Genomic DNA, 26,326 nt, shown 5'->3' with positions numbered 1-26,326 from the left:
TGAGCCACTGGTCGAGTAAAGATACGCCCGATACAGTCGTTTCGATCGTTTACGGGCGATCACTATTCATTTCGCTCCGCCCAAGGAGACGCTTGATGCGAATCAGGAGAGCCCTCGCCCTCAGCGCCGCACTCACCGTGCTCGCGGTGGGCATCCCGGCCGCCACGGCGTTCTCCGAGGACGGCGCCGACGAGTGTAAGAACGTCACCAACGGTGGCTCGCAGTCCGACCCGCAGTGCTTCTGGATGGCTCCGACCCCCCAGGACGCGCTCGACATCGTGCGGTTCTGGGCCAAGGACGACGGAGCCAAGCTCAAGGGGGCCACCGAGTACCCCGTCGGGTGGATCGACTGCACGGTGGAGGCCTGCAGCGCCGACGGCGAGGGTGACGGCCAGGCCCACGGCGAGGGAGACCCCGCGCCCGAGGGCTACCAGGACGACAACACGCCGCCCGCCTGCCAGACCGCCGGCGAGACCTGCTCGGTGACCCCCGAGGAGATCGCCGCCGCCGCGCAGACCGCCGCAGGGCGGGCGATCGCCGCCGCCGCCGCGAGCGGCATGCGGGTGTGGGTGGACACCGAGCTCCTCGACGACTACAAGGCCGGCACCGCCGCCTTCGCCGCCGCCGTCAGGAAGGCCGGCGCGCTCGCCGCGCAGCCGGGCGTCGTCGGCATCCGGTTCACCTCGCAGCTCGGCTACAACGGCGCGGTGAAGACGCCGGAGGAGATGCAGTCGTTCGTCACGGCCGCCGCCGGCGCGCTGCACCAGGTGGCCCCCGGCAAGAAGCTCGGCGTCCACACGGTGGTGCCGGAGTTCGGCTGCGGCAACAGCGACCTGTGCAAGGCCGAGATGACCAAGAAGTATCCGCTGCTCGCGCCGAAGAACATCGAGCCGCTGCTCACCTCCGGCTCGGTCGACCAGCTCGCGCTCGACGCCGGCCTCCTCTCGACCGCGTACGCCACGTGGAACATCACTCCGCAGCAGGCGCAGCGCAACCAGTGGAGCAAGGTCAAGACCCTCGCCTGGGACACGCTCGCGCAGATCGCGGCCGAGGACGCCGGGCTGGCGGGCAAGAACGCCTCACCGCTCACCGCCGAGCAGGCGGCCACGGCGGCGCAGGAGCGCATCACCACCCCGCTGAAGGACGGCGCCGCGACGGTCAACCTCTGGACCCGCTGGCAGGACGGCACGGGCGCCACGTACCGCGTGATGGGCTCGGGCCTCGCCTCGACGCCCGCCTGGGAGCAGCTCGGCAAGCTGGAGCCGCTCCAGCGCCGCCTGACCACGATGTTCAACCCGGCTTCGCCCGAGGTCGGCATCGCCGAGGACGTCAAGAAGCTGTCCGAGGTGTTCAGCCAGGTCTACGTCACCGACTAGGCCTGGACGCGCGGGGGAAGGCGCGGCACGCTGTCGACCAGACGGCGGGTGTAAGGATGACGAGGAGAGCCGAGCACGGCGGCGGTGTCGCCCTGCTCGACGATCCGGCCCCGTTCCAGCACGGCGGTGTGCCCGCACAGCGTCGCCACCACGGCGAGGTCGTGCGACACCATGACCACGGTCAGGCCGCGCGTCTCCCGCAGTTCGGCCAGCAGGTCCACGATGCGCACCCGGGTCGAGACGTCCAGAGCGCTGACGGGCTCGTCGGCGAGCAGCACGCGCGGCTCGCACACGATGGCCCGCGCGATGGCGATGCGCTGGCGCTGCCCGCCGGAGAACTCGTGCGGGTAGCGGCGGGCGGCGTCCGCCGGAAGCCCCACCGCGTCCAGCGCGGCGGCGACGCGTACGTTGGCGGGATCTCCCTGGGTGCGGGGGGCCGTGAGCAGGCCAAGCGAGCGCAGCGGTTCCGCGACGATCCTGCCCACGCGCTGCCGGGGGTCGAGCGAGGAGTACGGGTCCTGGAACACGGTCTGCACGCTGCGCCGGAAGGCGCGCATCCGGCCTCGCCCCCGAGGTGAGAGCTCCGCGCCGTCGAACAGGATCTGCCCGTCGGTCGGCCGCGCGAGCCCGAGGAGCAGGCGCAGCAGGGTGGTCTTCCCCGCGCCCGACTCGCCGACCAGCGCCACGCTCCGGCCGGGCGTGACCGCGAGGGAGACGTCCGACAGCACGGGCGCGGCGCCGCGGTAGGCGAAGCCCACCTGGCGCGCCTCAAGGATGGCCGGGGTCAACGTTGGCTCCAATCGAGCGCGCTGTCGAGTTGCCGCGCGCTGCCCACCAGGTCACGGGTGTACGGATGGCGCGGCGTGCTGACGATGTCGAGAACGCGCCCGGACTCCACGGCCACGCCGTCCTTGAGCACGAGCACGTGGTCGGTCACGGCCGACACGACCGCGAGGTCGTGGCTGATGAACAGCAGCGCCATCCCGCGCGCGGAGACCAGGCCGTCCAGCAGCGCCAGCACCTCGGCCTGGACCGTCACGTCGAGGGCCGTGGTGGGCTCGTCGGCGATCAGCAGGGCCGGTTCGCAGGCGAGGGCCATGGCGATCGCCACCCGCTGGCGCTGGCCACCGGAGATCTCGTGCGGGTAGGCCTTCGCGATGCGGCCGGGGTCGGTCAGCCGCACCTCTTCGAGCGCCGCGATGACCGCCTTGCGAAGGGCGGCGCCCCGCAGCCCGCGTACGCGCCGGAGGGGCTCGGCGAGCTGGCCGCCGACCCTCATCAGCGGGTCCAGGGCGGTGAGCGGCTCCTGGAAGACGATGGTCGCGGCCCGGCCGCGCAGCCCGTTCAGCCGCCGCTCCGCCGCGCCCACGACCTCGGTCCGTACGAGCCCGGGGGCGTCCAGCACCACGCTGCCCGACACGGTCATCCCGGCGGGAGTCAGCCCCATGATCGCGAGCGCGGTCAGCGACTTGCCGGAACCGGACTCCCCGATCAGGCCGAGGCGGGCGCCCGGCTCCATCGTGAACGACACGCCGGAGACGAGCGCGCGGCCGTCCGCCGACTTCACTGTGAGCTCGGTGACGTCGAGCAGGCTCATCGGGTCCTCCGCCGGGTCGGGTCGGCCACGTCCCTGAGGCCGTCGGCGACGAGGTTCACCCCGACGACCAGCACGACCAGGAGCACGCCGGGCGCGATCGCCCCGAGCGGCGCGGTCAGCACGGTCGCCTGGGCCTCCTGCAGCATCCGTCCCCACGAGGCGTTCGGCGGCGGCGCCCCGAGCCCGAGGTACGACAGGCTCGCCTCGGCCAGCACGGCGAGGCCGAGTTGCAGCGCGAGGTTGACCAGCAGCGTCGGCCAGATGTTGGGAAGGACGTGCTCGGCCACCACGCGCGGCCAGGAGGTTCCCGACGTGCGCGACGCGGTGATGAAGTCCTGGGCCAGCACCCGCTTGACGAGCACGCGGGTCAGCCGCGCGACGATCGCCGACATCGCGAGCCCGATCGCCAGGATGGCCGAGGTGAGGGACGCGTCCCGCGCCGCCACCACCAGCATGGCGAGCAGGAGGGTGGGGAAGGCGATCAGGATGTCGAGCAGGGCCGAGATCGTGTCGTCCAGCCACCGGGTGGCGAACCCGGCGAGCAGGCCGGCGGCGACGCCGAGGAGTCCGCCGAGCGCCACGGAGCCGGCGCCGGCCGTCAGCGCCACCCGGGCCCCGATCATGAGCTGGGTCAGCAGGTCGCGGCCGAGCTTGTCCGTGCCGAGCAGGTGGGGCGGGCCGGGGGGCGCGAGCCGCCCGCCCGAGGTGTCCTCGGGCGCGAACGGCACCCAGAACAGCGAGACGACCGCCACCGCGACGATCGCGCCGGCCAGTAGGCAGCCGATCACCAGGGTCGCGGAGCGGCGACGGCGACCGGCTGGTGCCGGATCGGCCGCCTTGAGGGGGCCGGCGGTGTGCGGGTGGCTCATCGGGCGCTCCGTGACAGGGTGCCGCGCAGGCGCGGGTCGATCAGGCGCTGGACCAGGTCGGCGAGGAATCCGATCACCAGCACGCCGAAGGTGCTGACGAACAGAACGCCCTGGACGATCGGGTAGTCATGCTGCGCGATCGCCTTGGCCAGCATGCTGCCGAGCCCCGGCAGGGCGAACACGCTCTCGACCACGACCGCGCCGAGGAACGTCGTGGCCAGCTCGATGCCCAGGATCGAGACGACGGGCACGGCCGCGTTGCGCAGGCCGTGGCGCCACATCGCCATGGTGAACGACGAGCCCATCGCCCGGAACGTCCGCAGGTAGTCGCTGTCCAGCACGTCCACGGTGGCCGAGCGCACGTACCTGATGAGCGAGGCGGACATGACGAGGGCGATGGTGACGACGGGCAGGGCGAGCGAGGTGAGCGCGTCGGCGGGGTCGGCCCAGTCGTCCTGCGGGAAACCGCCTGCGGGAAGGATCTGGAAGTACAGCGCGAACGCGGTGATCAGCAGCATTCCCACCCAGAAGACCGGGACGGCGATGCCGAGCTGCGAGATCCCGTTGAGCAGCGGCCCGTACCAGCGGTTCGACCGGTGGGCCGCGACGAACCCGACCGGGACGGCGACCACGACGGCGAGGAGGAACGCCAGCAGCGTGAGCGGGACGGTCACCACCAGGCGCGAGGCGATCTCGGGGCCGACGGGAAGGGTGCTGATGAACGACGTGCCGAGGTCGAACGTCGCCATCTGCCCGAGCCAGGTGACGAACTGCTCGGGCAGCGGGCGGTCCGACCCGATCCGGTGGCGAGCGGCCGCGATCTGCTCGGGCGAGGCTCCGACCGACAGCAGCGAGTTGGCCGGGTCGCCGGGAAGCAGGCGCAGCAGCAGGAACAGCACCGTGCTGGCCAGCAGCAGCGAGATGACCAGGAAGGCCACGCGCCGCAGCAGGTAGGTGGTCATGACAAGCCGATCGATCAGGAGGACACGCCCGCGCCCCGGCGGGCCGTACAGGCCCGGGCCGGGGCGGGAGGTGCCGGGTCAGGCCTTCTTGATGCCGTACGCGTAGAACTGGGAGTTCAGGCCGTTCAGGGGATAGCCCGACAGCTTGGACGACGCGACGACGATCTGCGGGTAGAGGTAGAGCCAGTCGCTGGCGGCGTCGGCGGCGATCTGCTGGTTGGCCTTCTTCAGCAGCTCGGTCTGCGCCTCGGCGGTGTCCGACTCCTCGGCCTCCTTCACCCACGCGGTGACCTGCGGGTTGTCGTAGCCCCAGTAGAAGTCGGGGTCGCCGTACCAGACGACGTCGCGGTCGTTGACGTGTTCCTGCATCGTGGCGGCGAAGTCGCGGTTCTTGTAGACCTTGGTGTACCACTCGTCGGCCGTGATGACGTTGATGTTCACGGTGATGCCGACCTTGGCCAGCTCGGACTTGATGAACGTCGCCGCGGTGGGGTGCGGGTCGTAGTTCGGGGTGTCGAGCGTGAAGCTGAACCCGCCGGCGTACCCCGCGTCGGCGAGCTGCTTCTTGGCGAGGTTCACGTCGTACGGGTTGACCTTGGTGAGGTCCTCGTACCACGGGTCGGTGGGCGGCACCATCGAGCCGATCAGCGTGCCGTACTCGCCCCAGATGGAGCTGAGCAGCTTCTTGTTGTCGATCGCCGAGGTCACGGCCTTGCGGACGAGCGGCTTGTCGAACGGCGCCTTGCGGTCGTTGAACGCCAGCAGCAGCTTGGTCGTCGAGTGCCCGTTGTTCACCTTGTAGTTCGCGTTGTTGGTGAACTGCGCGAGCGCGTCCGGGCTCTGCTCGCTGGTCACGACGTCGACCGCGTTGGTGAGCAGGGCGTTGTTCAGCGCCGTCGCGTCCGTGTAGTAGTGGAACACCACCTGCTTGTTGGCGGCCGCCGTGCCCCAATAGCCGGGGAACCGGTCGAGGCTCAGCGAGGCGCCGCGCTTCCACGTGCCGAGCTTGTACGGACCGGTGCCGTCCTCGGTCGTCGCGAGGTCCTTCGCCTGGTCGTTGATGATCCAGATGTAGCTGAGGTTGTACACGAACGAGATGGACTTGCTCGACAGCGTCACGGTGACCGTGTGGTCGTCCGGAGTCTCGATCTTCTTGATGACGGCGAAGCTGCTCTTGCGGGCGGACTGCGAGCCGTCCGCGGTGACCTTCTCGATGCTGTACTTCACGTCGGCGGAGGTGAGCGGCTCGCCCGAGTGGAACTTCACGCCGTCCCGCAGCGTGAAGGTGTAGGTCAGGCCGTCGGAACCGACCTTGTAGTCCTTGGCCAGGAGGTTCTCGACCTTGCCGTCGTCGGTGAGCCTGAACAGGCCTTCGTAGACGTTGCCGTTGAACGCCTCGGTCGTGCCCTGGCCGCCGCCCGCGGTGTTGTCGAGGTTCTGCGGCTCGTAGAGCGATCCGATGCCGATCGTCGCTTCCGTGTCGGACGAGTCCGCCGGCGAGGTGCTCTTCGTTCCCGAGTCGCCACCTGCGCCGCCGCAGGCGGTGAGGGCGAGCGCGAGCGCGATGGCGGCGCCGAAGAGCGACGTCGTCTTCCTGTTCACTGTTTCTCCTGGTCGACGGCCTGTGCGGCCGCGTATATGGGGGCGACCCGCGTGGAGTCGGAATCCTACATTAATAGTAGGGTTTGGCCGTTTTTCGGGGGCCTGCACCATGCAACTGAGCCGCGGGCGAAACGATTCCAGGTCCGGTAAAACGCGCGACGGCCCGCACCGCGTCTCCACGCGGTGCGGGCCGTGCCGCTGGGATCTGCCGCCAGGCCGGCTCGTCTCCTACGACGTCGGGGGCGGCGTCGTCGGTGCGGCACCGGTGGGCGTCGGCGTGGGCGTCGTGAGCTCGGCGCCGGTCGGCGTCGGCGTGGGGAGCTGCTCCTGCATTTCGCAACTGCTGTCCTTCGAGGCCCCCTCCGCCTGCGGCAGCTCGTCGGTCACGGAGACCTTCAGCTGCGCGGTCAGGGCCATGACGCTGCCAACGGGCGCGCCCGCGGCCTTCTCGTCGACGACCGTGCCGCGCTCCCCGAGGAACATGTACGTCTCCGGGTCGAAGATGAGCATGGTGGCGATGCCGTTTCGAGGCCTGCCCAGCGCCACGCCTTCGCGTCCCGCCGAGTCCTTGACGCCCACGGTCACCACGACGCCGGGGATCGTCTTGGTGGCCTCGAAGAGCGCCTGCCTCTGGGCGCGCGGCAGGTAGTTCTCCCTCAGCAGGTCGCCTGCTGTCCCGAACGCCCCGTCATCGGCGGGGATGTCGCCATGCGGCCGGTTGTAGAGGTACTCGCGCATCCCGGCCTCGTCGGTCGGCAGGGTGCTCAGGTACGCGTAGTCGGTGCGGGTGTCCTCGGGCCAGCCGGGGCAGTGCCCGGAGATCTCGCTCCACCCCTCGCCCCGCCACTGCTTCGCCTCCTCCGGCAGCGGCCAGCCGGGCCACTGCTTGGGCGCCAGCCCGGCGCTCCACAGCAGGCCCTTCGAGTTCCCGTCGACCGGCTTCCAGATCTTCCGCTTGGTCCGGTAGAGGTAGCGGCTCTGCGTCCCGCCCTCACCCATGCTTTCGGACGTGTACATCGTCTCCGACTCCACCAGGATGTACTGGCCCGGCTTCGGAAGCGGCTCGGCGGCGTCCTGTGAGGGCGCCACCGCCACGGACTCCTCGGACTCGGAGGCCGGGTCGGTCGCGGTGGCCCCCGGCACCGCGACCGGAGCGGTCCGCGACGACAGGGCGACCCCGAGGCCGCCCACCAGGGCCACGGTCAGCCCGAAGGCACCCACCGCCTGCCACCCGAGCCTCGGCCGCCGGAACCGGCGCCGTCCGGCCGCCTCCGAGAGCAGGCGGTGTCGCGCGGCCTCACGCGCCTCCGGCGGGTACGGCGGTGCGGCCGGACGGTTGTCGGCGAAAGGTCTGAGTTCGTCATCCATGCTGGGGCTCCAAAGTGAGGGGGTCGACGCCACCGAGCGCCCGGCGGAGTTTCACCCGGACGCGGTGAAGGCGCGAGCGCACCGTGCCGACGGGGATGCGAAGGGCCTGGGCGACGTCCTCGTAGCTCAGGTCGGTCCACGCCACGAGGAGCAGCAGGTCGCGCTCGCGCGACGACAGCTTGGACAGCGCGCGGGCGAGCCGCGGCTGGAGCTGTTCGGCGGTGACGCGGTCGACGCTCCGGTCGTCGAACGAGCCGGGCCGGTCGGCGGTGACCCTGGCCATGGCCTGGGTACGCCGGCGCTCGGCCCTGCGGTGCTGCGACCCCACGTTGGTCGCGATGCCGTACAGCCAGGGCCTCGCGTCGGGACGCGAGCGGTCGTAGCGGGCCCGGCCGCGGAACGCGACGAGGAACACCTCCGCCACCACATCCTCGGCCGGCTCGGCTCCGAGCCGTCTCGCGGCGTATCGGAAGATCTCGTCGGCATGCCGGTCGAACACCATCGCGAACAGCTCGGGCTGCTCCAGCGAACGTGCGATCACGATGGAGTCGTCCAGGGTGGAGCCGTCGAGCAGTGCCTGCGCACTCACCACGTGCGGGTCCTCTCCGGGGTCTGATGCGGTCACCCCGTACTTGGCCGCACCCGCGACCCCGGTTCCCATTTTTCCGAATCGACCGGTTCGCTGCTCGTGGCGGTCAGGGGTTGAGCGCTTGGCGGGCGCGCAGGACGATCTCCAGTTCGAAGCGGATGTCCGGGTCGGCGAGCTGGTCGCCGTACAGCTCCTCCAGTTGCCGCAGCCGGTAGCGAACAGTCTGCGGGTGGATGTGGAGGCGGGCGGCGACCTCCCCGGCGCCCCGGCCGTGGCGGAGCCAGGCGAGCAGGGTCTCGGCCAGCCGGTCCTGCCGGCTCGGCCGCAGGTGCGCGAGGGGCGCGAGCCGTACCGCGGACAGGGCCTTCACCAGCTCCTCGTCCTTGAACACGATGAGCGTGGCCATGTGGTCGGCGCAGCGCAGCACTCTCGCGGACCCGGGCAGCACCCCGCGATCGGCCAGCGCGAGCGCCTCCATGGCCCACCGCAGTGACGTGGCGGCGTTGAGCAGCGGCACGGAGGGCCCGATGGCGGCCCGCCAGCCGCGCAGTCCCGTCTCCAGCATCCGCGCCTGCCCCGGCCCGTCCGGGTCGGGGACGATCAGGCAGGGATGCCGGCGGTCCAGCCCCACCAGCACGTCGGGAGGCAGCGACGGCGCGCGGTAGCCGCCCCGTTCCTCGAGCGCCACGCCGGCCACGGTCTTCGGCGGACGCCAGCCGGCGGTCCTGGCAAGGTCGGCGATGGCGTCGGGGGAGGCGGGCGGCTGAGAGAGCAGCAGGTCGAGCAGGCGGTGGCGGCGGCGCTCGATCTCGCCCGCCGCGTTGGCGCGGGCCTCGTTGAAGCCGTCGGTCGCCGCGTCGGCGAGCTGGTCGAGGAACACGAAGATGGCCTCGCCCAGGTCGTACAGCGTCTTGGGGTCGAGGCGGAGCCGCTCGGCCTGCTCGGTGAGGCGGTGCCACGCCACCCGCGCGCCGAGGCGCATGGCGGTCTGGAAGGGTTCGAGGTTGCGGCCCTCGGCGGCCTCGCCCCGGCCGATCGCGCGGAACACCTCGGGATCCCACGGGTCGTGGGGCCGCTCGATGCGCCGGAGGAACCGCTGGAGCGCCTCGTCCACGGCGATGCGCAGCACCTTGATGTAGACCTCGTCGGAGGGACGGGCGTACTCGGGCACGCGCCGCTGGATCTCGAAGATCATCTGATCGGCGAGATCGCTCATCACGGGACGGAGGCGTCCCGCCACACCGGCCGGTACGGCGGCCCAGAGCTCGTTGTCTGATGTGATCGCCAATTGGCCCTCCCGTCGGAGTCCGTCCAATTGTGACGTATTAGACAGGAGGTTAGTAGCGGGCGACGCGACGATGTCGCGCGTGTTACGGACTGGCGGCGGACGCGGCCCGCGGGCCCAGGACGCGGGCGATCGCACGGAGGGCGCGGGCGGGGGCGGCCGGGTCACGGTGGAGCTGGATGGACTGGTCGGCGGCCAGCGCGACGCCGTTCAGCTCGAAGACGAACTGGTCGACGTCGGTGTCCGCGGGCAGCTCGCCCGCCTCGACGGCCGCGCGCAGCTCGGCGGCCACGTACGCGGACCAGCTCGCCAGCGCGGCCAGCACGGCGTCGCGCACCGGACCCGGACGCCCGTCGAACTCGGTGGCGACCGAGGTCAGGAAGCATCCCCCGTGCCCCTCGGCGCCCGCCATGTAGTCGATCCACTCCCCGAACGCGCGCGCTAGCCGCTCGGCCCCCGGCCTCGCGCCGACGACCCGGGCGGGGACCCGCAGGCGGAACCTCTCGACCGCGGCGTCCAGGGTGGCGAGTTGCAACGCCTCCTTGGAGCCGAAGTGGCCGATGACTCCGGCCTTGCTCATCTCCAGGTCGGCGGCGAGGCGGCCGATGGTCAGGCCTTCGAGGCCTTCGGCGGAGGCCAGCGCGAACGCGCGCTCGATGATCCTGGTGCGGGTGGCCACCGCCTCGACGGCGGACTTGCGCGGGCTCATGGCATCAGCTTAACCTACCGATCGTTCGCCAAAAACGTACGATCGTTCGTTAGTTAAGAGGTCCGCTGTGAAGATCCACCACCTCAACTGCGGTTCCATGCGGCAGATCGACACGGCCCAGGGAAGCCTCCCCGCCGTCTGCCACTGCCTGCTCGTCGAGACCGGCCACGACGGCCTCGTCCTGGTGGAGACCGGCCTCGGCACGCCCGACGTCGCCCGCCCGGAAGAGACCCTCGGTCCGGACTTCCTCGGCAGGGCCCAGCCCGTGCTCGACCTGGCGGAGACGGCCGTCCACCAGGTGGCCAGGCTGGGCTTCCGGCCCGAGGACGTGCGGCACATCGTGCTGAGCCACCTCGACCTCGACCACGCCGGCGGGCTGCCCGACTTCCCCTGGGCGAAGGTCCACCTGCGCGAGGCCGAGCACCGCGCCGCGATGGCCGCTCCCGGCCACCACCCCGAGGACCGCGTCCGTTACCGGCCGGCCCAGTGGGCGCACCGGCCGCACTGGGTGACCTACCCCGCCGCCCAGGGCGACCCGTGGTTCGGCTTCGACGCGGTACGCCCGCTGGAAGGCCTGGACGCGGACATCCTGCTCGTACCGCTCGGCGGGCACACCCTCGGGCACAGCGCGATCGCCGTTCGCGCCGACGACCGGTGGCTGCTGCACTGTGGCGACGCCTACTACTTCCACGGCGAGATCGACCCCGACGCCCCGCATGGCCACCCGGGCATGGACATCCTCCAGCAGATCACCGAGGTCGACCGGCCACTGCGGCTCGGCAACCACGCCCGCCTGCGCGAGCTGGTCCGCCTGCACGGCGACGAGGTGAGCCTCGTGAGCGCCCACGACCCCTGGGAACTGGCCCGGTACGTCGCCTAGACACGTCTATCCCGGGAGGAACCGGCCTGATATGTCACCTAGACACGTCTATCCCGCGACGCCGATCCGCGAAGCAGGACCTAGCTGGTGGCGCTGAGGTAGTGGGAGAACTCCTCGAGCGAGATGAGCCCGTCGCCGTCGACGTCGAGCTTCTGGACCGCCGCCTCGGCGGCCTCGGCGGTCACCGGCTGGCCCAGCACCTCCATGAGGTGCAGCAGCTCCCCGGCCGAGATCAGCCCGTCCTTGTCGGCGTCGACCAAATCGAAGGTCACCGCGTACTCGCTCATTGCCACTCCTCGTTTGATCAGTCGTCCAGAACCTTAGTCGGCTCCCCACCGCCGTTCACGGGTTTTGAGGTAGTTCGCCCACCCAACAAACCCCCTGACCGGCAGGTAAAGCCGCACCCCCTCTGCCCCCCACCGCCCAGGACAACCATCGGTAACGCGTCATCCTGCGAGCGGACTAGCGCCCGGCGAGCGGCCCGCTGTCTCTAAGCAACTTGGGTTGACTAACTCTGAATTAGTCAATTAATGTTGCTTACATGCCCGTGAGTGACATCCCCGTCCCCCAGGACCCCGCCGACGAACTGGCGGCCGTAGGAGCGCTGCGGCGCCTGGCCGACCAACTGGAGGACGCCGCCGTCGAGCATGCGATGCGCGCGGGTTGGAGCTGGCCACAGGTCGCCGAGGCGCTCGGCGTGACCCGTCAGGCCGTCCACAGGAAGCACGCCAAGCGGCTCATCGCCGTGGGCGTCAAGCTGAGGAGACGTTCACCATGAGCACGTTCGACGCATACCTTCATACGATCCTCACGGAGGGAGGGGTCGAGGCGCAGAGGCACGGATCGGCCACGGTCGAGGCGCAGCACCTCCTGCTCGCCGTCGCGGCCCAGGAGGGCACCGCCCCGCAGCGCGTCCTGGCCTCCGTCGGCCTCGACCACCAGGCGACCCGGGCTGCTCTCGACCGGGAGTTCGACCACAGCCTGGCCACCGTCGGGGTGTCCCGCGCATCCTTCGGCCTCTCCCGGCCGAGCGCCACGCTGAAGCGCCGGCCCACCATGGGCGCGACGGGCAAGCTCGCCCTTGAGCGTGGCTTCGCCGCGGTCTCCCGCAAGAAGGACCTGCGACCAGCGCACGTACTGCTCGGAATCCTGCGGGGCGAGGTCGGCACGGTGGCACGCGCCCTGGCCCTGGCCGGCGTCGACCGTTCCGACCTGCTGACCCGCGTCCACAACACCATCACCAACGACGACACCGAGTAACGAGTACGCCAGCCCTTCCATGGTCCCGAAGTGCCGTTCGCGCTTCGCTCATGAGCACCTGAGACAGCAGGCACCGCCTGTCAGAAGGATGCGCTTCATCGGCTACGCCCCCATTCGTACCGGGCACGCCCACCGGCGGCGCGACGATCCGAACAGATCGATCAACGGCACCTTCCGCAGCCTTCAGCGGCCTTCACGCTCCTGTCGGAGCAGCGCCTTTTCTGCATAGCCATGCCTGCGCCACCCCCTCCAACCTTCTTTCCGTGCCCAAGGAGGCAACTGTCCATGTTCGGTGCCCGCGCGGGCCTGCTCGTCGCCGTGACGGTGGCAGGGACCGCCATGATGACTTCCGCTGCCTCCGCAGCCGACCGCGACCGAGGCCACGCCAAGATCCGGCGCGTGCTCGACCGGGCCGTGGCCGACGGCGGCGGCCCAGGCATCGTCGCCGAGATCAGAGACGGCCACACAACACCGTGGTTCGGCACGGCAGGGGTCGCCGACATGACGACCGGTCGCAAGCGCCAACCGGGCGAGCATTTCCGCATCGGAAGTTTCACCAAGGCGTTCGTCGGCACGGTGGCTCTGCAACTGGTGGCCGAAGGCAAGCTGACCCTGGACGACACGGTGGCCAAGTGGCTGCCCGGCGTGGTGGAGGAGTACATCCCCGGCGCGGACGGCACCAAGATCACCGTCCGGCGGTTGCTCAACCACACCAGCGGACTCCCCGACGCCATCCCCGGCCAGGAGACCCCGCGCCCCGAAGAGCCCGGCAAGCGCTTCATCTACTCAAAGGTCAACTACAACCTGGCGGGAATGATCGTTGAGCGTGCGACAGGCTCGACCCTCGCGGACGAGATCGAGCGCCGCATCGCCCGCCCGCTGCGCCTGACGGGAACCTACCTCCCTGGCACCGACAACACGATCCGCGACCCACACGCCCGCCACTACTCCAAGCAAGACGAGACCGGCCACGACGCGGAAATCCACGATGTGACCGAGATGGACCTGAGCTGGGCCTGGGCCGCCGGCGGCATGATCTCGACGACCTCGGACCTGCACCGGTTCCTGAGCGCCCTGCTGCGCGGCCGCCTCCTCCCGCCCGCCCAGCAGAAGGAGATGTTCACCACCGTCTCGACGGAGGGCTCAGGCTGGGTCCCGGACACCAGGTACGGCCTCGGCGTCTACTCCCAGAAGCTCTCGTGCGGGGTCACGGTCTGGGGCGGCGGCGGCTTCATCCAGGGCTCGATGTCGTACGCGATGGGCAACCGCCAGGGCACCCACACGCTGGTGAGCAACCTGAACGGCGACTGGAACGACTTCCTGAAGACCTTCACCGACCTCTTCGAACCTCTCTTCTGCCCGACGACCTCTCGAAACCCGGCCTTGTAACCTGCGGGACGGGGATAGTCTCCGTCGGCCCGCGCCCGCCTTCTGAGCGGCTGAGGCCTCGGCCCGAACGCGGGTCTGGGCCGGCCAGTAGGAGTGGGTCCCGATTGCGCTTAAAGGTTTGAGTTGCCAGTTTCGGTGAGTTGCCAGTAGTTGGCAACTCACCGAAACTGGCAACTCTTGCTTGGTTTCTCGAAAGTGCCATGCCATCCTGGGGAGGTGACCGGCACCCTTGGCGATGAGGAACAGCTCCTGGCCCTGGGGATCGCCCAACTGGCCGCGCTCCTGGGAAGCGACTGGGAGATCTCCCTGGAGCCTGAACCCTCTTCGCCGCGACCTCAGGGTCTATCCCCGGGCAGGCCTGACAGGTTGATCGGCGTCACCGACTCCGCTCACACCTTCTATGGCCAGGTGCTCGCAGAAGCGGTGCTCGACCCGACCCCTGCTCGCCTTGAACGTGAGTTACTGCCGCGGATCTCAGTGATGCGTCGCTTCAGCCCGGGAGCGTCAGCGGTAGTGATCGCACCGTGGCTCAGCCCGCGTACCCGTGAGCTGCTCTCTCGATGGGACTGCGGCTATCTGGACCTGACCGGCAACGTCTCGTTCACGATGAGGCGGCCGGCCGTTGTGATCCGCACCGACGGAGCCGCGCGGGATCCCCGGGGGCGCCGAGGGAGTGGCGGGCGCGGGCTGAGGGGTCTTCGCGCGGGACGGCTGGTACGGGCGCTGGCTGATGTACGGCCCCCATATAGAGCTGCCGAGTTGGCGCAGGCCGTCGCCTTGAGTCCTCCATACGTTTCACGGCTGCTTGACGTCATGGAGGAGGAGGGGCTCATCCGGCGGCGTGACAAGGTGGTCACGAAGGTCGACTGGGAGTCGTTGCTCCGGGCGCGCGCCTCGGCGACAAGCCTGCTCAAGACGGGTGATTTCCGTAGCCTTCTTGCTCCCAATGGTCTGGACTCCTTCCTTGAGTGGCTAAGCGGTCAGGAGCAACTGCGACCTTCGGTTGCCGTGACCGGCCCGGTCGCCGCCGCAGCGGTCGCTCCACTCGCGATAGGCGGCCAAGCGGTCCTCTACACGCGTGGCGACGTCCAGAACGACCTGATCGCTGAGCAAGGGCTCCTCGCTGTGGACCAAGGGGCGGATGTCTTGCTCATCGAAGCCAGAGATCCTGTGATGTTCACCGGGCTACGGCTGATCCAGGGCCTGCCGCACGTGGCATTGAGCCAGCTGGCACTGGACTGCCTGTCCGGTTCCGGACGTATGCCCGCAGCGGGCGAGGCGGTCCTGGATCACATGCGTGACCATGAGAAACAGTGGCGCATGGAAAGTCTTGATCAATTAAGATGTGACGCACCGTAGTGCTCGCGCTGCCTTAAGTGATCGAGCTCCAGCTGTGGAGGCAACATGGCACGCGTCCCTGAAGGTGTGAATCGTCATGAACTGACCGTGGTGGCCCGTCGCGTGCTTCTCGACGCACTCGAAGCGCTCAAGGAGCAACTCAACGCGGTGGTCCTGGTAGGCGCGCAGGCTGTACACCTTCACACTGGGCACGTACTGCTCGCCAGTTCGGCGTACACCAGTGACGCGGATCTGACCTTGAATCCAGCCGACGTGCTCGGTGAACCATTGCTGGACGAAAGGATGAAGGCCGCTGGGTTCGAGCTGAATGACCCATTTCAGCCGGGCATTTGGACCCGTACGGAGATGATCGGCGGCCAGCCGCACCGCGTAGGAGTGGATCTTCTCGTGCCCGAGGGCTTGGCCCCGGTGGCAGGTGGACGAAGCGCTCAGATCCCTCCGCATTCGAAGATGGCGACCCGGCGTGTCCTCGGACTCGAAGCCGCCGTGTTCGATCGCTCAGTGATGCCGGTGGCGAGCTTGGAGCCAGAGGTGGACGGGCGGCAGTTCAAGATTCAGGTCGCCGGCCCGCCGGCACTCCTGATCGCGAAGGCCTTCAAGATCCGGGACCGCTTGCGAAGCGGCGTCAAGTCACCGGGGCGGCTCACGGACAAGGATGCGGCCGACGTAGTGCGGCTGATGATGGCTGCGCGGAACATTCGTCCTGTCTTCGACAGACTTGCCATGCAGTCGCAGATTAGGAACATGGTCCTTGAAGGCTGCGAACTCCTTCATGACCAATTCGGCTCGGCGCGGGGCGATGGAGTGCAGATGGCGGTGCGCGCTCTCACAGGTGACCTTCCAGAAGAGCGTATCCGCCTTCTGGCGCCCGCGTTCGTCAGGGAGAACGGTCCATAGGGCTTCCGACAGGTTGCGAAGAACAGAGGTGTCGATGAACTCGACCCTGCGACGCGCGCTCATTCAAGCCCCATGAGACGGTCGAAATCGCTGAAGTCCTTGCCGGTTTCGCAAGTCTTGCCCAGGAGGCCTGAAGGGCATTGGGCTTGCCGCTGCTGTTACGACCGATGAGCACAGTCTTGGGGAACAGTGGCAGAGTTTCTTCATTAAACGTCTTGAAGTGTGAAAGGGGTAGCTCCACCAAAAACGGCCTCATGGAGAAACGCTATCCGTACTGGGCGTACGAGACGACCAGTACGGCAAAGCACTCCACCATCGTGAGCGCCGCTCCCGGTATCGGGACCGGCGCGGTTCTGCTGAGGGATCAGGGAGCCGTGGGGCTCAGCCGCTGAGGCCGCCGTTCTTCAGGGTGGAGAGGAAGGCGTTCCACTCGGTCGGGGGGAAGCTGAGGATCGCACCGGCGGGGTTCTTGCTGTCTCGTACGGCTATGCCGCCGGGGAGGGGTGCGACCTCGACACAATTACCGCCGTTGCCACTGCTGTACGAGGACTTGCGCCAGCGCAGGTCTGTCAGGTCCATGTCTCTGCCACCTTTGTCATCAGCTCGATCGATTGCTTCATCGGCAACGCCTCGGCCCGCAGGGATTCCCATAGGCGTTTCATGGTCGCCACGTCGGGTGCGTGCTCGATGACGTCTCCGCTCAGGGCATTGTCCACGTAGACGACCTCCCTGCCACCGAAATCGGCGATGACGAAGGGCCCGGCCAGGCCAGAATAGGCACCGGCTTCAATCGGCACAATCTGAATAACAACCTCCGGTCGTTGAGCGGCGTCGAGCAGATGGGCGAGCTGGTCACGCATGACCTGTGCTCCGCCGACCGGCCGGTGGAGCACGCCCTCGTCGAGTACGACGACCAGCATCGGCCTGCTGTCGAGAGTCAGGATGCGCTGGCGCGCCACGCGCGCTTCAACCTGATCGTCGACGTCGAACGGCCTGCCGGATGTGGCGATGACCTCCCGTGCGTACGGCTCGATCTGCAGTAGACCGGGTACAGCGGCTCGTACGAGAGCAGTGAGGTAGCCGTGCCTTCGATCTGCAGCCATTTGCCCAGCCACTCCGGTGGCATCCCCCGGCACACCAGGTCGTCGGTCAGGCGCGAGAGGATGCCGCTGGTCTCCAGGACGCGGTCGCAGCGCTCGGCGAAGTCCGGCTTCGGCACCCTGCGGCTGGTCTCGACCATGGCGACGAAGGACGGGGAGTAGCCGACGATCGCGGCGGCGAGCTGGGCCTGACTCATGCCGGCGGCCTCGCGCGCCCGCCGAAGCTCCCTGGCGAAGAATTCGAGCGCTGTCATGCGATTGCCGTTCACGATCCCTCACAGACATTCACGAGGTTGATGCCGCGTTCACGTTTGGCGGTGCGTGCGGCGCCTTATGTCGGAGCCTACGACCATGGTTATAAACGTGTGAAGCGTAAAGAAAAACTGTGGAAGGACGATCGCGCGGGAGTCGAGATGTTCGTGGTTTGGGGTAGTAATTACCGATGTCCGAAATGCGCTTCTCGTTGGGGTGCCTATCTAGGATCTTAGCGAACAATCGGGCATGTGGGCCTTGTGGGTATTAGGCGATCCATCCCAACTCTCTTACCAGCATAAAGTAGCTAAGAGTGTCGCTCTCCTTCTCAGTGGCCAATAGGCAGCTTTCGGGAAGCCGGGGCCCGCCACAGCAATGCAGGCCGGGCGAGCCCCTTGAACCGGACAATGGAGGTCCGATCCCATGCGCAACAATAGTGGTGTCATCCGCGTCATTCGGGTTCGTTGGCATGCTGAGCAGCCGCCGATGCCGTTGGGGTGTCGCTGGTGTGGTCATCCGCCGTACGCCCACGAGGGCGCGAGCCTTCCGCACCGTCCACGGCATGAATGGGAGCAGCCCACTCCCGCGCAGGTCCACGCCCGGATGAGCGCTCGGCGGCGTCTTGGGTCGGGCGGCCGGTTGCCGATGGCGACACCGGTGTGCCGCCCGCTGCCGAGCCCCGAGCCGTCCCAGATTCCGTCCGAGTCTTACGTCATCACGGCTGGGCGCCACAGGCGCAACGCGGAGCCCGTGCCGGCGAGTGCCGTGCCCTACCGGCGTGGCCGGGCTCCAGGTACGCGGCACTCTCCCGGCGAACGTCAGCCGTACCGAGACGGCATGGCGGCGTGAAGAGACGCGATCGTGAGTCGCGATCGGGCGGACGGCACCGGCGAGGGGCGCGTGCGCGTACCGAACAGATGCCCCACGGGCGATGGGATCTCGCCAAGCGGGCTGCCGCGCAGCAGTTGGACCAGATGGAGCCCGCGTGGAGCGTCTGGTACGGCGTGGGCACGCGCCGCTTCTACGCCGTCGCCACCTGGGCCTCGTCCGAGCCACTCCTCGTGCTGGCGCCCACCCCCGAGGAACTGCGCGACCTGATGCGGGACGTGGAGCGCATCCGAGCCAAGGCCGGACACCGTGGCAGGACACCTCATGTATCCGTACGAAACCCCCCGGACCCGAAGGTGGGCCTCGATCAGCCACATCCGGCCCTCACGGACCGCCTGATGACTTACGGAGTCTCGATGAAAGAAAGGCCGGACGGTCTGCGTACCGTCTGCTGGGATCTACCCCACGACCTGTCGATGGTCGGCAAGACCCGCGGTCTGGTGAAGGACGTCCTCACCGCCTGGGCGCTTGCCGATCTCGCGGATGACGTGGTTCTCGTGGTCGGCGAGTTGCTGGCCAACGCGATCAACTACGGTGATCCCCCGATCAGGCTCTCCCTGTGGGGCGGACCCGGAGAGCTGCGCGTACGGGTCACCGATCACGGGTCCGGGCAGCCGCGCCATCTCGACCTTGGCATCGAGTCCGTCCATGGCAGGGGCCTCATCATCGTCGCCGCTCTTGCCGGCGACCACGGTATTACTCCGCTTCCCGACGGCTCGGGTAAGACGGTCTGGGCGCGCTGGGGACTTCCCTCCGGACACGACACTGGCGTCTCCACGAATACGTCGATCCGGCGCCCTCCGTTTCACTAGTCGCTGGCGGCTACCTCTATGCACCGACTGGTCAGGGACGGCCTGGGTGGGCAGCAAGTGGCTCACCCGTTACGCGGGTCACGGGTGGGGGGAAATCGTCCCCGCATCTCCTGTGTGGGGTGGTTCCCAGACGGAGGCGTCGTGGGCGAAGAGGATTCGGCGGGGGTCGAAGTCAGTGAGGCGGTTCAGCCAGGGCTGGTAGATGGGGAGGGGCTGGGCCAGGCCGTGGAGGGTGGCCTGGCGGGCCAGGTGGTCGGAGGAGAACTCGGACGCGAAGTCGTGCGCCTGGCCGGCGAGGATGACGGTGCCGTCGCTCTGCCGGACCACCATCGACTGGTGCCCCGCGGTGTGCCCGGGAGTCGGGATGATCCAGACCCCCGGCCAGACCTCGGCCTCACCGGTGATCTCTTCGTAGACCGCGCCGGGGAAGTCGACGAGCTCGTCGATCGTGTAGTCGCCTCCGCGGGCGGTGGCGAGCTCCGTGGCCTGCACCACGATCGGCCTCCCGGCCAGTGAGGGGTTACCCCCGCAGTGGTCGAAGTGGAGGTGGCAGTTCACGACCAGGGAGATGTCCGCGAGGGTGACTCCCGCGTCGGCAAGGGCGCCTTCCAGCGCGTTGCGCCGGGGCCGGTAGTGGGCCTCCGTCTCGGGGTCCGCGGCGCCGATGCCGGTGTCGAAAAGAATCAACCCCTCGTCGCGCCGCACCAGATAGGCGAGGACGGGCTCGACCCTCGGCTGCGGGCCCCCCGTCTCCGATGCGGGCCGGACGAAGTACCCCAGGTCGAGTCGGCGCACCGCCGTGTCGTTCCCCATCTGATGATCCTCGCAGGTGGGTGGGTGATTTCCGGAAGCGTCCGCCGAGGGCGAATGCTCCGGAGAGACGCGCGCGGGCCCGGTGGTGGCCGGGCCCGCTTCGCCGTCGTGGATCAGTTGTTGTTGACGAACTGCTGGGCGAGCTGCTGGCCGAGGGTCACGGCCTGGGAGTGGGTCTGGATGGTCGACACCTTGGTGCCCGATCCGGCCGACGTTGTCGGTGGAGACGTTCCAGGCGAGCGATGCTGCTGCTGGTGGTCGCGGTCACGCGTACGCCGGCGGGCACGGTCGGGGCCTGTGTGTCGGTGCCGTTGACCGCGATGTCCATCGCCCGGTTGGCCGTGGTGCCGTTGGCATACCGGATGGCGAGGGTCGTGCTTCCGGCCGTCGCGGCGTTGACCGTCCACTCGAAGTAGCCGCCGGCGACGTTGGTGTAGTCCACGAAACCGGTCCCGGTGAAGCCCGTGTGGTTGGTCGCCACGGCCGCCTGCGAGAGGGTCGCGTTCTCGGCCTCGTATTCGGAGGACGGGGTGTCGGAGACGGTCGCCTCGATGTAGTCGAGGTTCGGGTTGCCGTTCGCGGAGGTCGCCGTGATGTGATCGAACCATTTGTGAGGCCGTGCCGTGAAGGGGGCCAGAGGGCCCAAAAATCACGCTTTATACGGGCGTTGCGTTCCGGCGCAGGTCGGAGCGGACTACCTGTCCAGGGGATGTGAGGCGGCCCGCCGCTCGCGAGGATGCGAGGAGAGCGCATTCGCCTGCCCGGGTGCGGCCAGCCCGCCGGGAGACGGATGGGAGGAGATGACGCGACATGGTGGTAGGCGAAGTGAGCAAGTTCGAGCGCTTCTTCCGCGCTGCCGCAGAACTGGACGTCGACAAGGACGACCTGAAGCGCTACCACGACTTCCTCGACCAGAAGGTCTACGACCTGCTCGTCATCGGCCAGGCTTCGGCGAAGGCGAACCGCCGCGACATCATGGAGCCCCATGACCTGCCCATCACCAAGGGCCTGCAGGAGATCATGTACGTCTTCCGCGATCTCGATCGGGAGATCGAGGTGAGTCCCATCCTCGATCGGCTGACGGCCAGGCCGCCCCTTGACGTGACCCTCAGCGAGGAGACCGAGGAACGGCTGCCCATGGTGGTGGGAGGGCTGACGATGGCACTCGCGCGTGCTTTCAAGATCCTCGATCCGGAGACGAAGAATCCGCAGACCCGGGATTGGGAGCGGGTCGAGCGGATCTTCGAGTTGCTGCTCTAGGCGGACGGCGAGATCGGAAGGGGCCCGGTACCGATGGCCACCGAGGACGAGGCGGCGCTACGCGAGGAACTCCGCATGGTGGAGGAGGACCTGACGAGGCTGCGGCAGACGGCGGCGGAGTTGCGTGAGCGCGTCGGGGAGCGCGCCGACTCCCCGACCGACTCGGCCGAGATCTCCACGCTGATCACGATGGCGGAGGAGCAGGAGGCGTTCGCCGAGACGCTGGAAGCCAGGCGGGAGGAACTGCTACGCCGGCTCGGCGAGCAAGAGCAGGCGGGCGGTGAACAGGCGGGGCGGTAGCAGGCCCACGGTGAGCAGGTCCACGGTGAGCGGGCGGGCGGTGAGCGGGCGGGCGGTGAGCGGGCGGGCGGTGAGCGCCGGGACCGCAGTACCGCAGGAGTTCGGGTGCGTCAGTGCATTTCGAGGGGCACCTTGTGGAAGGGCGGAGGGAAGGCCTCTTCCAGGACGTACAGGTCGTTCGGCGTGAGCGTGATGCCGACCGCGGCGCGGTTCTGGTAGACGTGCCCGGGTGTCCCCATCTTGGGGATGGCGTTGACGTTGCCGTGGCCGATCACCCAGGCCAGCGCCACCTGCGCTGGGGTCGCGTCATGCCGTTCCGCGACGCCGCGCAGCGCGGGGTGGCTGAGCAGTTCCCCCTGCTCGATCGGCGAGTACGCCATGATCGGGATCTGGTACTCCTGACACCAGGGCAGCAGGTCCCACTCGATGCCCCGCCGCATGAGGTTGTACAGCACCTGGTCGGTCTGGACCCCCGCGCTGCCGGAAAGCTGCGAGAGGTCGCGCATGTCCGGCTCGTCGAAGTTGCTCACGCCCCAGTGCCGGATCAGGCCCATGCGCATGAGCTCGGCGAAGCCCGCGAGCGTCTGCTCCAGCGGCACCCGCCCCCGCCAGTGCAGCAGGTAGAGGTCGAGGTGGTCGGTGCCCAGGCGGCTCAGGCTGCCCTGGCAGGCCGCGATCGTGCCTTCGTAGGTGGCGTGGTGCGGCAGGACCTTGCTGATCAGGAACACCTCGTCCCTGCGCCCGGCGATCGCCTCGCCGACGAGCACCTCGGTGGCGCCGTCGGCGTACATCTCGGCGGTGTCGATGAGCGTCATGTCGAGGTCGAGCCCGAGGCGCAGGGCGGCGATCTCGTGCTCGCGGGAGCCCGGATGCTCGGCCATGTGCCAGGTGCCCTGCCCGAGGACCGGGATGGCCTCGCCGGATGGAAGTGTGACTCTGCGCATGGTCGTCAGCAGCATGGCGGATTCCCCTCGAACGAACACGACCCCGTCATGTTCCGAGCCGGCCGCCAGGACGAACGTCCGGCCTGGTCGCACTACTTTTCAGCGTACGCCGCGCGGGGGCCGGGCCCCTTTCGGGGCCTGGCCCCCCGGAGATCAGCCGCAGTGCTCGAAGGGGCTGTCGTAGGTCGACGACCCGGCCTTGCCGCCCCATTTGACGCACTTGTCGATGGCGGCCGCCCGCACCGGCCCCGCGTAGTAGGCGAAGTTGCCGGAGTCGGTGATCCTCGTCTTCCCCTGCACCTCCAGGTACGCCGCCGTGGCGGAGGCCGTGCCGAGCGAGGTGGACTTGATCGTGGTCACGCAGTTGTAGCCGCTGACGGAGTCGTACAGCAGGTACGCCGTCCCCGCGGACCCGAGCGCGGCCGAGTCGATGACGCTGTACCCGGTGCCGCAGACCTGCTCGGGGGTGTACGGGTTGGTGGGCGCGCCGCCCGTCACGAGCTGCATGTACCTGGTCCAGTCCCAGTTCGGCCCCGGGTCGGTGTGGTCGGTGCCCGGCACCTGGACGTGGCCGATGATGTGGGTGCGGTCCTTCGGGATGCCGTACTTGTCGGCGACGTACCGGGTCAGCGCGGCGGACGAGCGGTACATGGCGTCGGTGAACCACGAGGCGTCGTTGACGTAGCCCTCGTGCTCGATCCCGATGGCCCGGTCGTTGTACGTCGTCGCGTGGTACGCCACGTCCTTGTCGCGCACCATCTGGGTGATGTCGCCGTCCGACGACCGCACCAGGTAGTGCGAGGAGACCTTGGCGCTCGGGTTCTGGAACCAGGAGATCGTCCCGGCGTACGAGCCCTGCATGACATGGATGACGATGCGGTCGATCGTCCCGGCACCCCTGCTCGCGACCCGGTAGTTGCCGGTGTTCGCCGGGACCCAGTGGGCGCTCGGATAGTCGGCCGCCGCCACGAGCGGGGCGTTCAGGTCGGGCGCGTCCGCGTACCCGCCTCGGTCCGGCACGACCGCCTGCGCCTTCACCGTCACGGTCTCACCGCCGCGCGTCACGGCGCGTACGCCCCCGGCCAGCATGTCGTAGACGGTGTCGGCGTAGAGCCGTGCCGTCCCCGGGTTCGGGGCGCCGCCGTACCTGGCCACGGCGGTGTACCACTTGCCGATGTCCCTGCGGCCGGCCGCGCTCAGCCCGAGCTTGTCGGCCTCGGCCCGCAGCACGGCGGCGGCGCCCGCGATGTTGGCCGCCGTGTCGGACTTCAGCGTCGCCACCGGCTTGGCGGTGAGCGCCGAGGCCTGTTCCAGCGTGTGGTTGGCGGGGTTGGTCACCAGGTGCATGACGCCGTAGCCGCCGCTCGCGCTCGGCTTGCCGTCGTGCCCGTCCAGGTGGGTCTCGGAGTAGGCCAGCGCGACGAGCAGGTCGCGGGGCACCTCGTACGCCGCCGCGGCGCCGCTGAACGCGCCGTCGAGGGGCCCGGCGGGTGCGGCGCTCGCGGGTTGGCCGAGCAGGCACAGGGGGGTCGCGAGTAGGCCCGCCACCGCCACCGCCAGGCGGTGCGGCCGGCGCGCTCGGGGAGCCATCATGAGTCCTCCTCAAGAGAGGCCTTCCGACTACTGGAACGCCATGCCTGACAGCGTCAGGAGAACCCGTATAAGAAAGCTCCAAGGCGCCTACAAACCGCCCCGGCCCAGCGGAGGCCCGGGCCCGGGGCGGTGCGGCGCGGGTCAGGCCGGTACGGCCCGGGTGGGACGCCTGGGGAAGCGGTGGGCCGCGACGGCCGCCGCGAAGGACGCCATGAACCCCTCCAGGTCCTCTCCCGACGAGGTGATGACCCCCTGCTCCCGATCCTCTGTGACGTGGGCCGGCCCCAGCAGCTCGGTGCCCGCGCCGAGGGCGCCGACGGCCTTGCCGTGTTTGTACGCCTCTGCCACGAAGTGCACCGCGTCCCCGTCTTCGGCGAGAGCCCGTACGCTCTCCTCCCCGCCCGGCACCACCACGGCGTCGAACAGCACGGACGCGGTGGTCGGCAGCGGCCTGGTCACCGCGAACCGATGACCGCCGGTCCCCTGCACGGCGCCGCCGTGCGCGGCGAGGATCTCGCAGAAGGCGCCCCTGGCCGTGAGGTCCGACATGAGGGCGTCGATGTGCGTGGCGTCCACGCCGTCCGCGACCAGGAACGCGATCTTGCGGGTGGCGATGGTGTCCGCCGGCTCGTTGTCCATGCTGAGCGCGGGGGAGCTGCGGCCGTGGTTGGGCGCCAGCGGCTGGCCCGGTGCGTCCACGCCGATGCCCTCGGCGACCCGCACGGCGAGGTCGTGGTCCACCTCGTTGAGGTTGCGGACCACGCCTTCCTGGACGTGGCGGGCGCCGACCTTGCCGAGCTCGAAGCGGAAGGCCGCGATGATGTGCTCCCGCTCCCAGCCGGACATGCTGTTCCAGAACAGGGTGGCCTGGCTGTAGTGGTCGCCGAAGCTCTCGCTGCGCTTGCGGATCTTGTACCCGTCGACCCGCTCCTGGTAGTGGGTGTAGCCCTTGTCGCCCGCGGGCTCCGGCCACCCGCCGTCCAGGGAGTTCGGGTGGTAGGCCGCCCGGCCCTTGTGGATCTGCGTCTGGTGGTAGCCCTCGCGGTGGTGGTCGTGCACCTCCGCGACCGGCCGGTTGACCGGGATCTGCGGGAAGTTCGGGCCGCCGAGCCTGATGAGCTGCGTGTCGAGGTAGGAGAAGGCGCGGCCCTGCAGCAGCGGGTCGTTGGTGAAGTCGATGCCGGGGACGACGTTGCCGAGGTGGAAGGCGGCCTGCTCGGTCTCGGCGAAGAAGTTGTCGGGGTTGCGGTCGAGCACGAGGCGCCCGACGGGGCGGAGCGGCACCTGCTCCTCAGGGATGATCTTCGTCGCGTCCAGGATGTCGAAGTCGAAGGAGTGCTCGTCCTCCTCCTGCACCAGTTGCAGGCCCAGCTCCCACTCGGGGTAGGCGCCGCGCTCGATGGCCTCCCACAGGTCGCGCCGGTTGAAGTCGGGGTCCTTGCCGGCGATCTTCTGCGTCTCGTCCCAGACCAGGGAGTGCTTGCCGAGCTTGGGCTTCCAGTGGAACTTCACGAAGGTCGCCCGGCCGTCCTCGTTCACCAGCCGGAAGGTGTGCACGCCGAAGCCCTGCATCATGCGGAAGCTCCGGGGGAGCGCCCGGTCGGACATCAGCCACATCATCATGTGAGTGGTCTCCGGCTGGAGCTGTACGAAGTCCCAGAGCGTGTCGTGCGCCGACGAAGCCTGCGGGATCTCGTTGTGCGGCTCGGGCTTCACCGCGTGCACGAAGTCCGGGAACTTGATCGCGTCCTGGATGAAGAACACCGGGAAGTTGTTGCCCACCAGGTCGAAGTTGCCCTGGCGCGTGTAGAACTTCGTGGCGAAGCCCCGCACGTCCCGCACCGTGTCGGCGGACCCCCGCGACCCCACGACGGTGGAGAAGCGGACGAACACCGGCGTGCGCAACCCGGGCGTGGCAAGGAACTCCGCCCGGGTGATGGAGGCCAGCGAGCCGTCGTAGGGCTCGAAGTAGCCGTAGGCCCCCGAGCCCCTGGCGTGCACGACCCGCTCGGGGATCCGCTCGTGGTCGAAATGGGTGATCTTCTCGCGGAAGTGGAAGTCCTCCATCAGCGTCGGGCCGCGCTCGCCCGCCTTCAGCGAGTTGTCGGTGTCGTCGACCGGAACGCCCTGGTCGGTGGTGAGGAAGGAGTCCCGCTGGTCGACGCGGTAGGCGTCGAGCTGCCGGTCCTTCTCGGTACGGTCGTCTTTGGTCATCGTCGTAT

At 69.0% G+C, this 26,326-nt stretch carries 28 protein-coding genes; 10 read left to right on the top strand and 18 right to left on the bottom strand.

Going from position 1 to position 26,326, the window contains the following annotated elements:
• The first annotated feature begins 95 nt into the window (after nucleotides 1–95).
• Complete coding sequence (locus OG589_RS33650) at nucleotides 96–1,376, top strand: hypothetical protein (RefSeq protein ID WP_405142160.1); 1,281 nt, start codon at nucleotides 96–98, stop codon at nucleotides 1,374–1,376.
• On the opposite strand, the gene OG589_RS33645 is transcribed toward OG589_RS33650, so the two are convergent.
• The 9 genes from OG589_RS33645 to OG589_RS33605 all read right to left on the bottom strand — a co-directional run bounded on the left by OG589_RS33645 (nucleotide 1,373) and on the right by OG589_RS33605 (nucleotide 10,357).
• Nucleotides 1,373–2,164, bottom strand: a complete 792-nt coding sequence (locus OG589_RS33645) for an ABC transporter ATP-binding protein (protein ID WP_405142158.1) — start codon at nucleotides 2,162–2,164, stop codon at nucleotides 1,373–1,375. The two genes, OG589_RS33650 and OG589_RS33645, sit on opposite strands and share 4 nt — an antisense overlap.
• On the bottom strand, nucleotides 2,161–2,973 hold the full coding sequence (locus tag OG589_RS33640; protein WP_405142156.1) for an ATP-binding cassette domain-containing protein: 813 nt from the start codon (nucleotides 2,971–2,973) through the stop codon (nucleotides 2,161–2,163). The genes OG589_RS33645 and OG589_RS33640 overlap by 4 nt, the downstream gene beginning before the upstream one ends.
• Complete coding sequence (locus OG589_RS33635; protein WP_405142155.1) at nucleotides 2,970–3,842, bottom strand: ABC transporter permease; 873 nt, start codon at nucleotides 3,840–3,842, stop codon at nucleotides 2,970–2,972. The genes OG589_RS33640 and OG589_RS33635 overlap by 4 nt, the downstream gene beginning before the upstream one ends.
• Nucleotides 3,839–4,804, bottom strand: coding sequence for an ABC transporter permease (locus tag OG589_RS33630; RefSeq protein WP_405142154.1), 966 nt, complete (start codon nucleotides 4,802–4,804; stop codon nucleotides 3,839–3,841). Before OG589_RS33630 ends, OG589_RS33635 begins: the two co-directional genes overlap by 4 nt.
• Nucleotides 4,805–4,882: 78 nt before the next feature.
• A complete protein-coding gene (locus tag OG589_RS33625) occupies nucleotides 4,883–6,406 on the bottom strand; it encodes an ABC transporter substrate-binding protein (protein WP_405142153.1) in 1,524 nt (507 codons plus the stop codon).
• 228 nt (nucleotides 6,407–6,634) lie between these two features.
• The gene (locus OG589_RS33620; RefSeq protein WP_405142152.1) at nucleotides 6,635–7,774 is read right to left on the bottom strand and encodes a CU044_5270 family protein; all 1,140 of its coding nucleotides are present in this window, start codon (nucleotides 7,772–7,774) and stop codon (nucleotides 6,635–6,637) included.
• Complete coding sequence (locus OG589_RS33615) at nucleotides 7,767–8,435, bottom strand: RNA polymerase sigma factor (protein ID WP_405142150.1); 669 nt, start codon at nucleotides 8,433–8,435, stop codon at nucleotides 7,767–7,769. The genes OG589_RS33620 and OG589_RS33615 overlap by 8 nt, the downstream gene beginning before the upstream one ends.
• 34 nt (nucleotides 8,436–8,469) lie before the next feature.
• A complete protein-coding gene (locus OG589_RS33610; RefSeq protein WP_405142149.1) occupies nucleotides 8,470–9,651 on the bottom strand; it encodes a helix-turn-helix domain-containing protein in 1,182 nt (393 codons plus the stop codon).
• Between the two features lie 82 nt (nucleotides 9,652–9,733).
• The gene (locus OG589_RS33605; RefSeq protein ID WP_405142148.1) at nucleotides 9,734–10,357 is read right to left on the bottom strand and encodes a TetR/AcrR family transcriptional regulator; all 624 of its coding nucleotides are present in this window, start codon (nucleotides 10,355–10,357) and stop codon (nucleotides 9,734–9,736) included.
• A gap of 67 nt (nucleotides 10,358–10,424) precedes the next feature.
• Here OG589_RS33605 and OG589_RS33600 point away from each other — a divergent pair, with 67 nt between their 5' ends.
• Nucleotides 10,425–11,237, top strand: coding sequence for an MBL fold metallo-hydrolase (locus OG589_RS33600; RefSeq protein ID WP_405142146.1), 813 nt, complete (start codon nucleotides 10,425–10,427; stop codon nucleotides 11,235–11,237).
• Nucleotides 11,238–11,317: 80 nt separating this feature from the next.
• Here the strand turns inward: OG589_RS33600 and OG589_RS33595 are convergent, their stop codons facing one another.
• Complete coding sequence (locus OG589_RS33595) at nucleotides 11,318–11,524, bottom strand: EF-hand domain-containing protein (protein ID WP_405142145.1); 207 nt, start codon at nucleotides 11,522–11,524, stop codon at nucleotides 11,318–11,320.
• A 254-nt stretch (nucleotides 11,525–11,778) separates the two neighbouring features.
• Here OG589_RS33595 and OG589_RS33590 point away from each other — a divergent pair, with 254 nt between their 5' ends.
• The 5 genes from OG589_RS33590 (at nucleotide 11,779) to OG589_RS33570 (ending at nucleotide 16,142) form a co-directional block, all read left to right on the top strand.
• On the top strand, nucleotides 11,779–12,015 hold the full coding sequence (locus tag OG589_RS33590) for a hypothetical protein (protein ID WP_405142143.1): 237 nt from the start codon (nucleotides 11,779–11,781) through the stop codon (nucleotides 12,013–12,015).
• On the top strand, nucleotides 12,012–12,497 hold the full coding sequence (locus tag OG589_RS33585) for a Clp protease N-terminal domain-containing protein (RefSeq protein ID WP_405142142.1): 486 nt from the start codon (nucleotides 12,012–12,014) through the stop codon (nucleotides 12,495–12,497). Before OG589_RS33590 ends, OG589_RS33585 begins: the two co-directional genes overlap by 4 nt.
• A gap of 285 nt (nucleotides 12,498–12,782) precedes the next feature.
• Nucleotides 12,783–13,886 (top strand): serine hydrolase domain-containing protein, encoded by a 1,104-nt coding sequence (locus OG589_RS33580; protein WP_405142140.1) that lies wholly within the window; start codon nucleotides 12,783–12,785, stop codon nucleotides 13,884–13,886.
• Nucleotides 13,887–14,102: 216 nt separating this feature from the next.
• Nucleotides 14,103–15,245, top strand: coding sequence for a winged helix-turn-helix domain-containing protein (locus tag OG589_RS33575; protein WP_405142138.1), 1,143 nt, complete (start codon nucleotides 14,103–14,105; stop codon nucleotides 15,243–15,245).
• A 45-nt stretch (nucleotides 15,246–15,290) separates the two neighbouring features.
• Nucleotides 15,291–16,142, top strand: a complete 852-nt coding sequence (locus OG589_RS33570; RefSeq protein ID WP_405142136.1) for a hypothetical protein — start codon at nucleotides 15,291–15,293, stop codon at nucleotides 16,140–16,142.
• 381 nt (nucleotides 16,143–16,523) lie between these two features.
• On the opposite strand, the gene OG589_RS33565 is transcribed toward OG589_RS33570, so the two are convergent.
• The 3 genes from OG589_RS33565 to OG589_RS33555 are packed head-to-tail and all read right to left on the bottom strand — an operon-like array spanning nucleotide 16,524 to nucleotide 17,496.
• Nucleotides 16,524–16,721: a DUF397 domain-containing protein gene (locus tag OG589_RS33565; RefSeq protein ID WP_405142135.1), complete on the bottom strand. Its 198-nt coding sequence runs from the start codon at nucleotides 16,719–16,721 to the stop codon at nucleotides 16,524–16,526.
• Nucleotides 16,712–17,176 carry a DUF5753 domain-containing protein gene (locus OG589_RS33560; protein ID WP_405152184.1) on the bottom strand — a complete coding sequence of 155 codons (465 nt, stop codon included), beginning with the start codon at nucleotides 17,174–17,176 and terminating at the stop codon, nucleotides 16,712–16,714. The genes OG589_RS33565 and OG589_RS33560 overlap by 10 nt, the downstream gene beginning before the upstream one ends.
• Nucleotides 17,080–17,496, bottom strand: a complete 417-nt coding sequence (locus OG589_RS33555; protein WP_405142133.1) for a multiprotein-bridging factor 1 family protein — start codon at nucleotides 17,494–17,496, stop codon at nucleotides 17,080–17,082. Before OG589_RS33555 ends, OG589_RS33560 begins: the two co-directional genes overlap by 97 nt.
• A 915-nt stretch (nucleotides 17,497–18,411) precedes the next feature.
• On the opposite strand from OG589_RS33555, the gene OG589_RS33550 reads away from it, so the two are divergent.
• Nucleotides 18,412–19,194: an ATP-binding protein gene (locus OG589_RS33550; protein WP_405142132.1), complete on the top strand. Its 783-nt coding sequence runs from the start codon at nucleotides 18,412–18,414 to the stop codon at nucleotides 19,192–19,194.
• A gap of 78 nt (nucleotides 19,195–19,272) precedes the next feature.
• Here OG589_RS33550 and OG589_RS33545 read toward each other — a convergent pair whose 3' ends face one another.
• Nucleotides 19,273–20,007: an N-acyl homoserine lactonase family protein gene (locus OG589_RS33545; protein WP_405142130.1), complete on the bottom strand. Its 735-nt coding sequence runs from the start codon at nucleotides 20,005–20,007 to the stop codon at nucleotides 19,273–19,275.
• A gap of 157 nt (nucleotides 20,008–20,164) precedes the next feature.
• Complete coding sequence (locus tag OG589_RS33540) at nucleotides 20,165–20,653, bottom strand: CBM35 domain-containing protein (protein ID WP_405142129.1); 489 nt, start codon at nucleotides 20,651–20,653, stop codon at nucleotides 20,165–20,167.
• A 164-nt stretch (nucleotides 20,654–20,817) separates the two neighbouring features.
• Between OG589_RS33540 and OG589_RS33535 the strand changes: the two genes are divergently transcribed.
• Nucleotides 20,818–21,267 carry a DUF1931 family protein gene (locus tag OG589_RS33535; protein WP_405142127.1) on the top strand — a complete coding sequence of 150 codons (450 nt, stop codon included), beginning with the start codon at nucleotides 20,818–20,820 and terminating at the stop codon, nucleotides 21,265–21,267.
• Between the two features lie 33 nt (nucleotides 21,268–21,300).
• Nucleotides 21,301–21,567: a hypothetical protein gene (locus tag OG589_RS33530; protein WP_405142126.1), complete on the top strand. Its 267-nt coding sequence runs from the start codon at nucleotides 21,301–21,303 to the stop codon at nucleotides 21,565–21,567.
• Between the two features lie 110 nt (nucleotides 21,568–21,677).
• Here the strand turns inward: OG589_RS33530 and OG589_RS33525 are convergent, their stop codons facing one another.
• The 3 genes from OG589_RS33525 to OG589_RS33515 form a co-directional block, all read right to left on the bottom strand.
• Entirely contained in the window at nucleotides 21,678–22,526 is an 849-nt protein-coding gene (locus OG589_RS33525) for an aldo/keto reductase (RefSeq protein ID WP_405142124.1), read from the bottom strand.
• A 138-nt stretch (nucleotides 22,527–22,664) separates the two neighbouring features.
• A complete protein-coding gene (locus tag OG589_RS33520) occupies nucleotides 22,665–24,104 on the bottom strand; it encodes an N-acetylmuramoyl-L-alanine amidase (protein WP_405142122.1) in 1,440 nt (479 codons plus the stop codon).
• Between the two features lie 141 nt (nucleotides 24,105–24,245).
• Nucleotides 24,246–26,318, bottom strand: a complete 2,073-nt coding sequence (locus tag OG589_RS33515) for a catalase (protein ID WP_405142121.1) — start codon at nucleotides 26,316–26,318, stop codon at nucleotides 24,246–24,248.
• Nucleotides 26,319–26,326: the final 8 nt, after the last annotated feature.

This window comes from Sphaerisporangium sp. NBC_01403, from assembly GCF_045040145.1.
In the GTDB taxonomy this organism is placed as follows: Bacteria; Actinomycetota; Actinomycetes; order Streptosporangiales; family Streptosporangiaceae; genus Sphaerisporangium; species Sphaerisporangium viridialbum.
The sequence above is the reverse complement of the archived record's forward strand: the minus strand, read 5'-3'. Positions and strand labels throughout refer to the sequence as shown.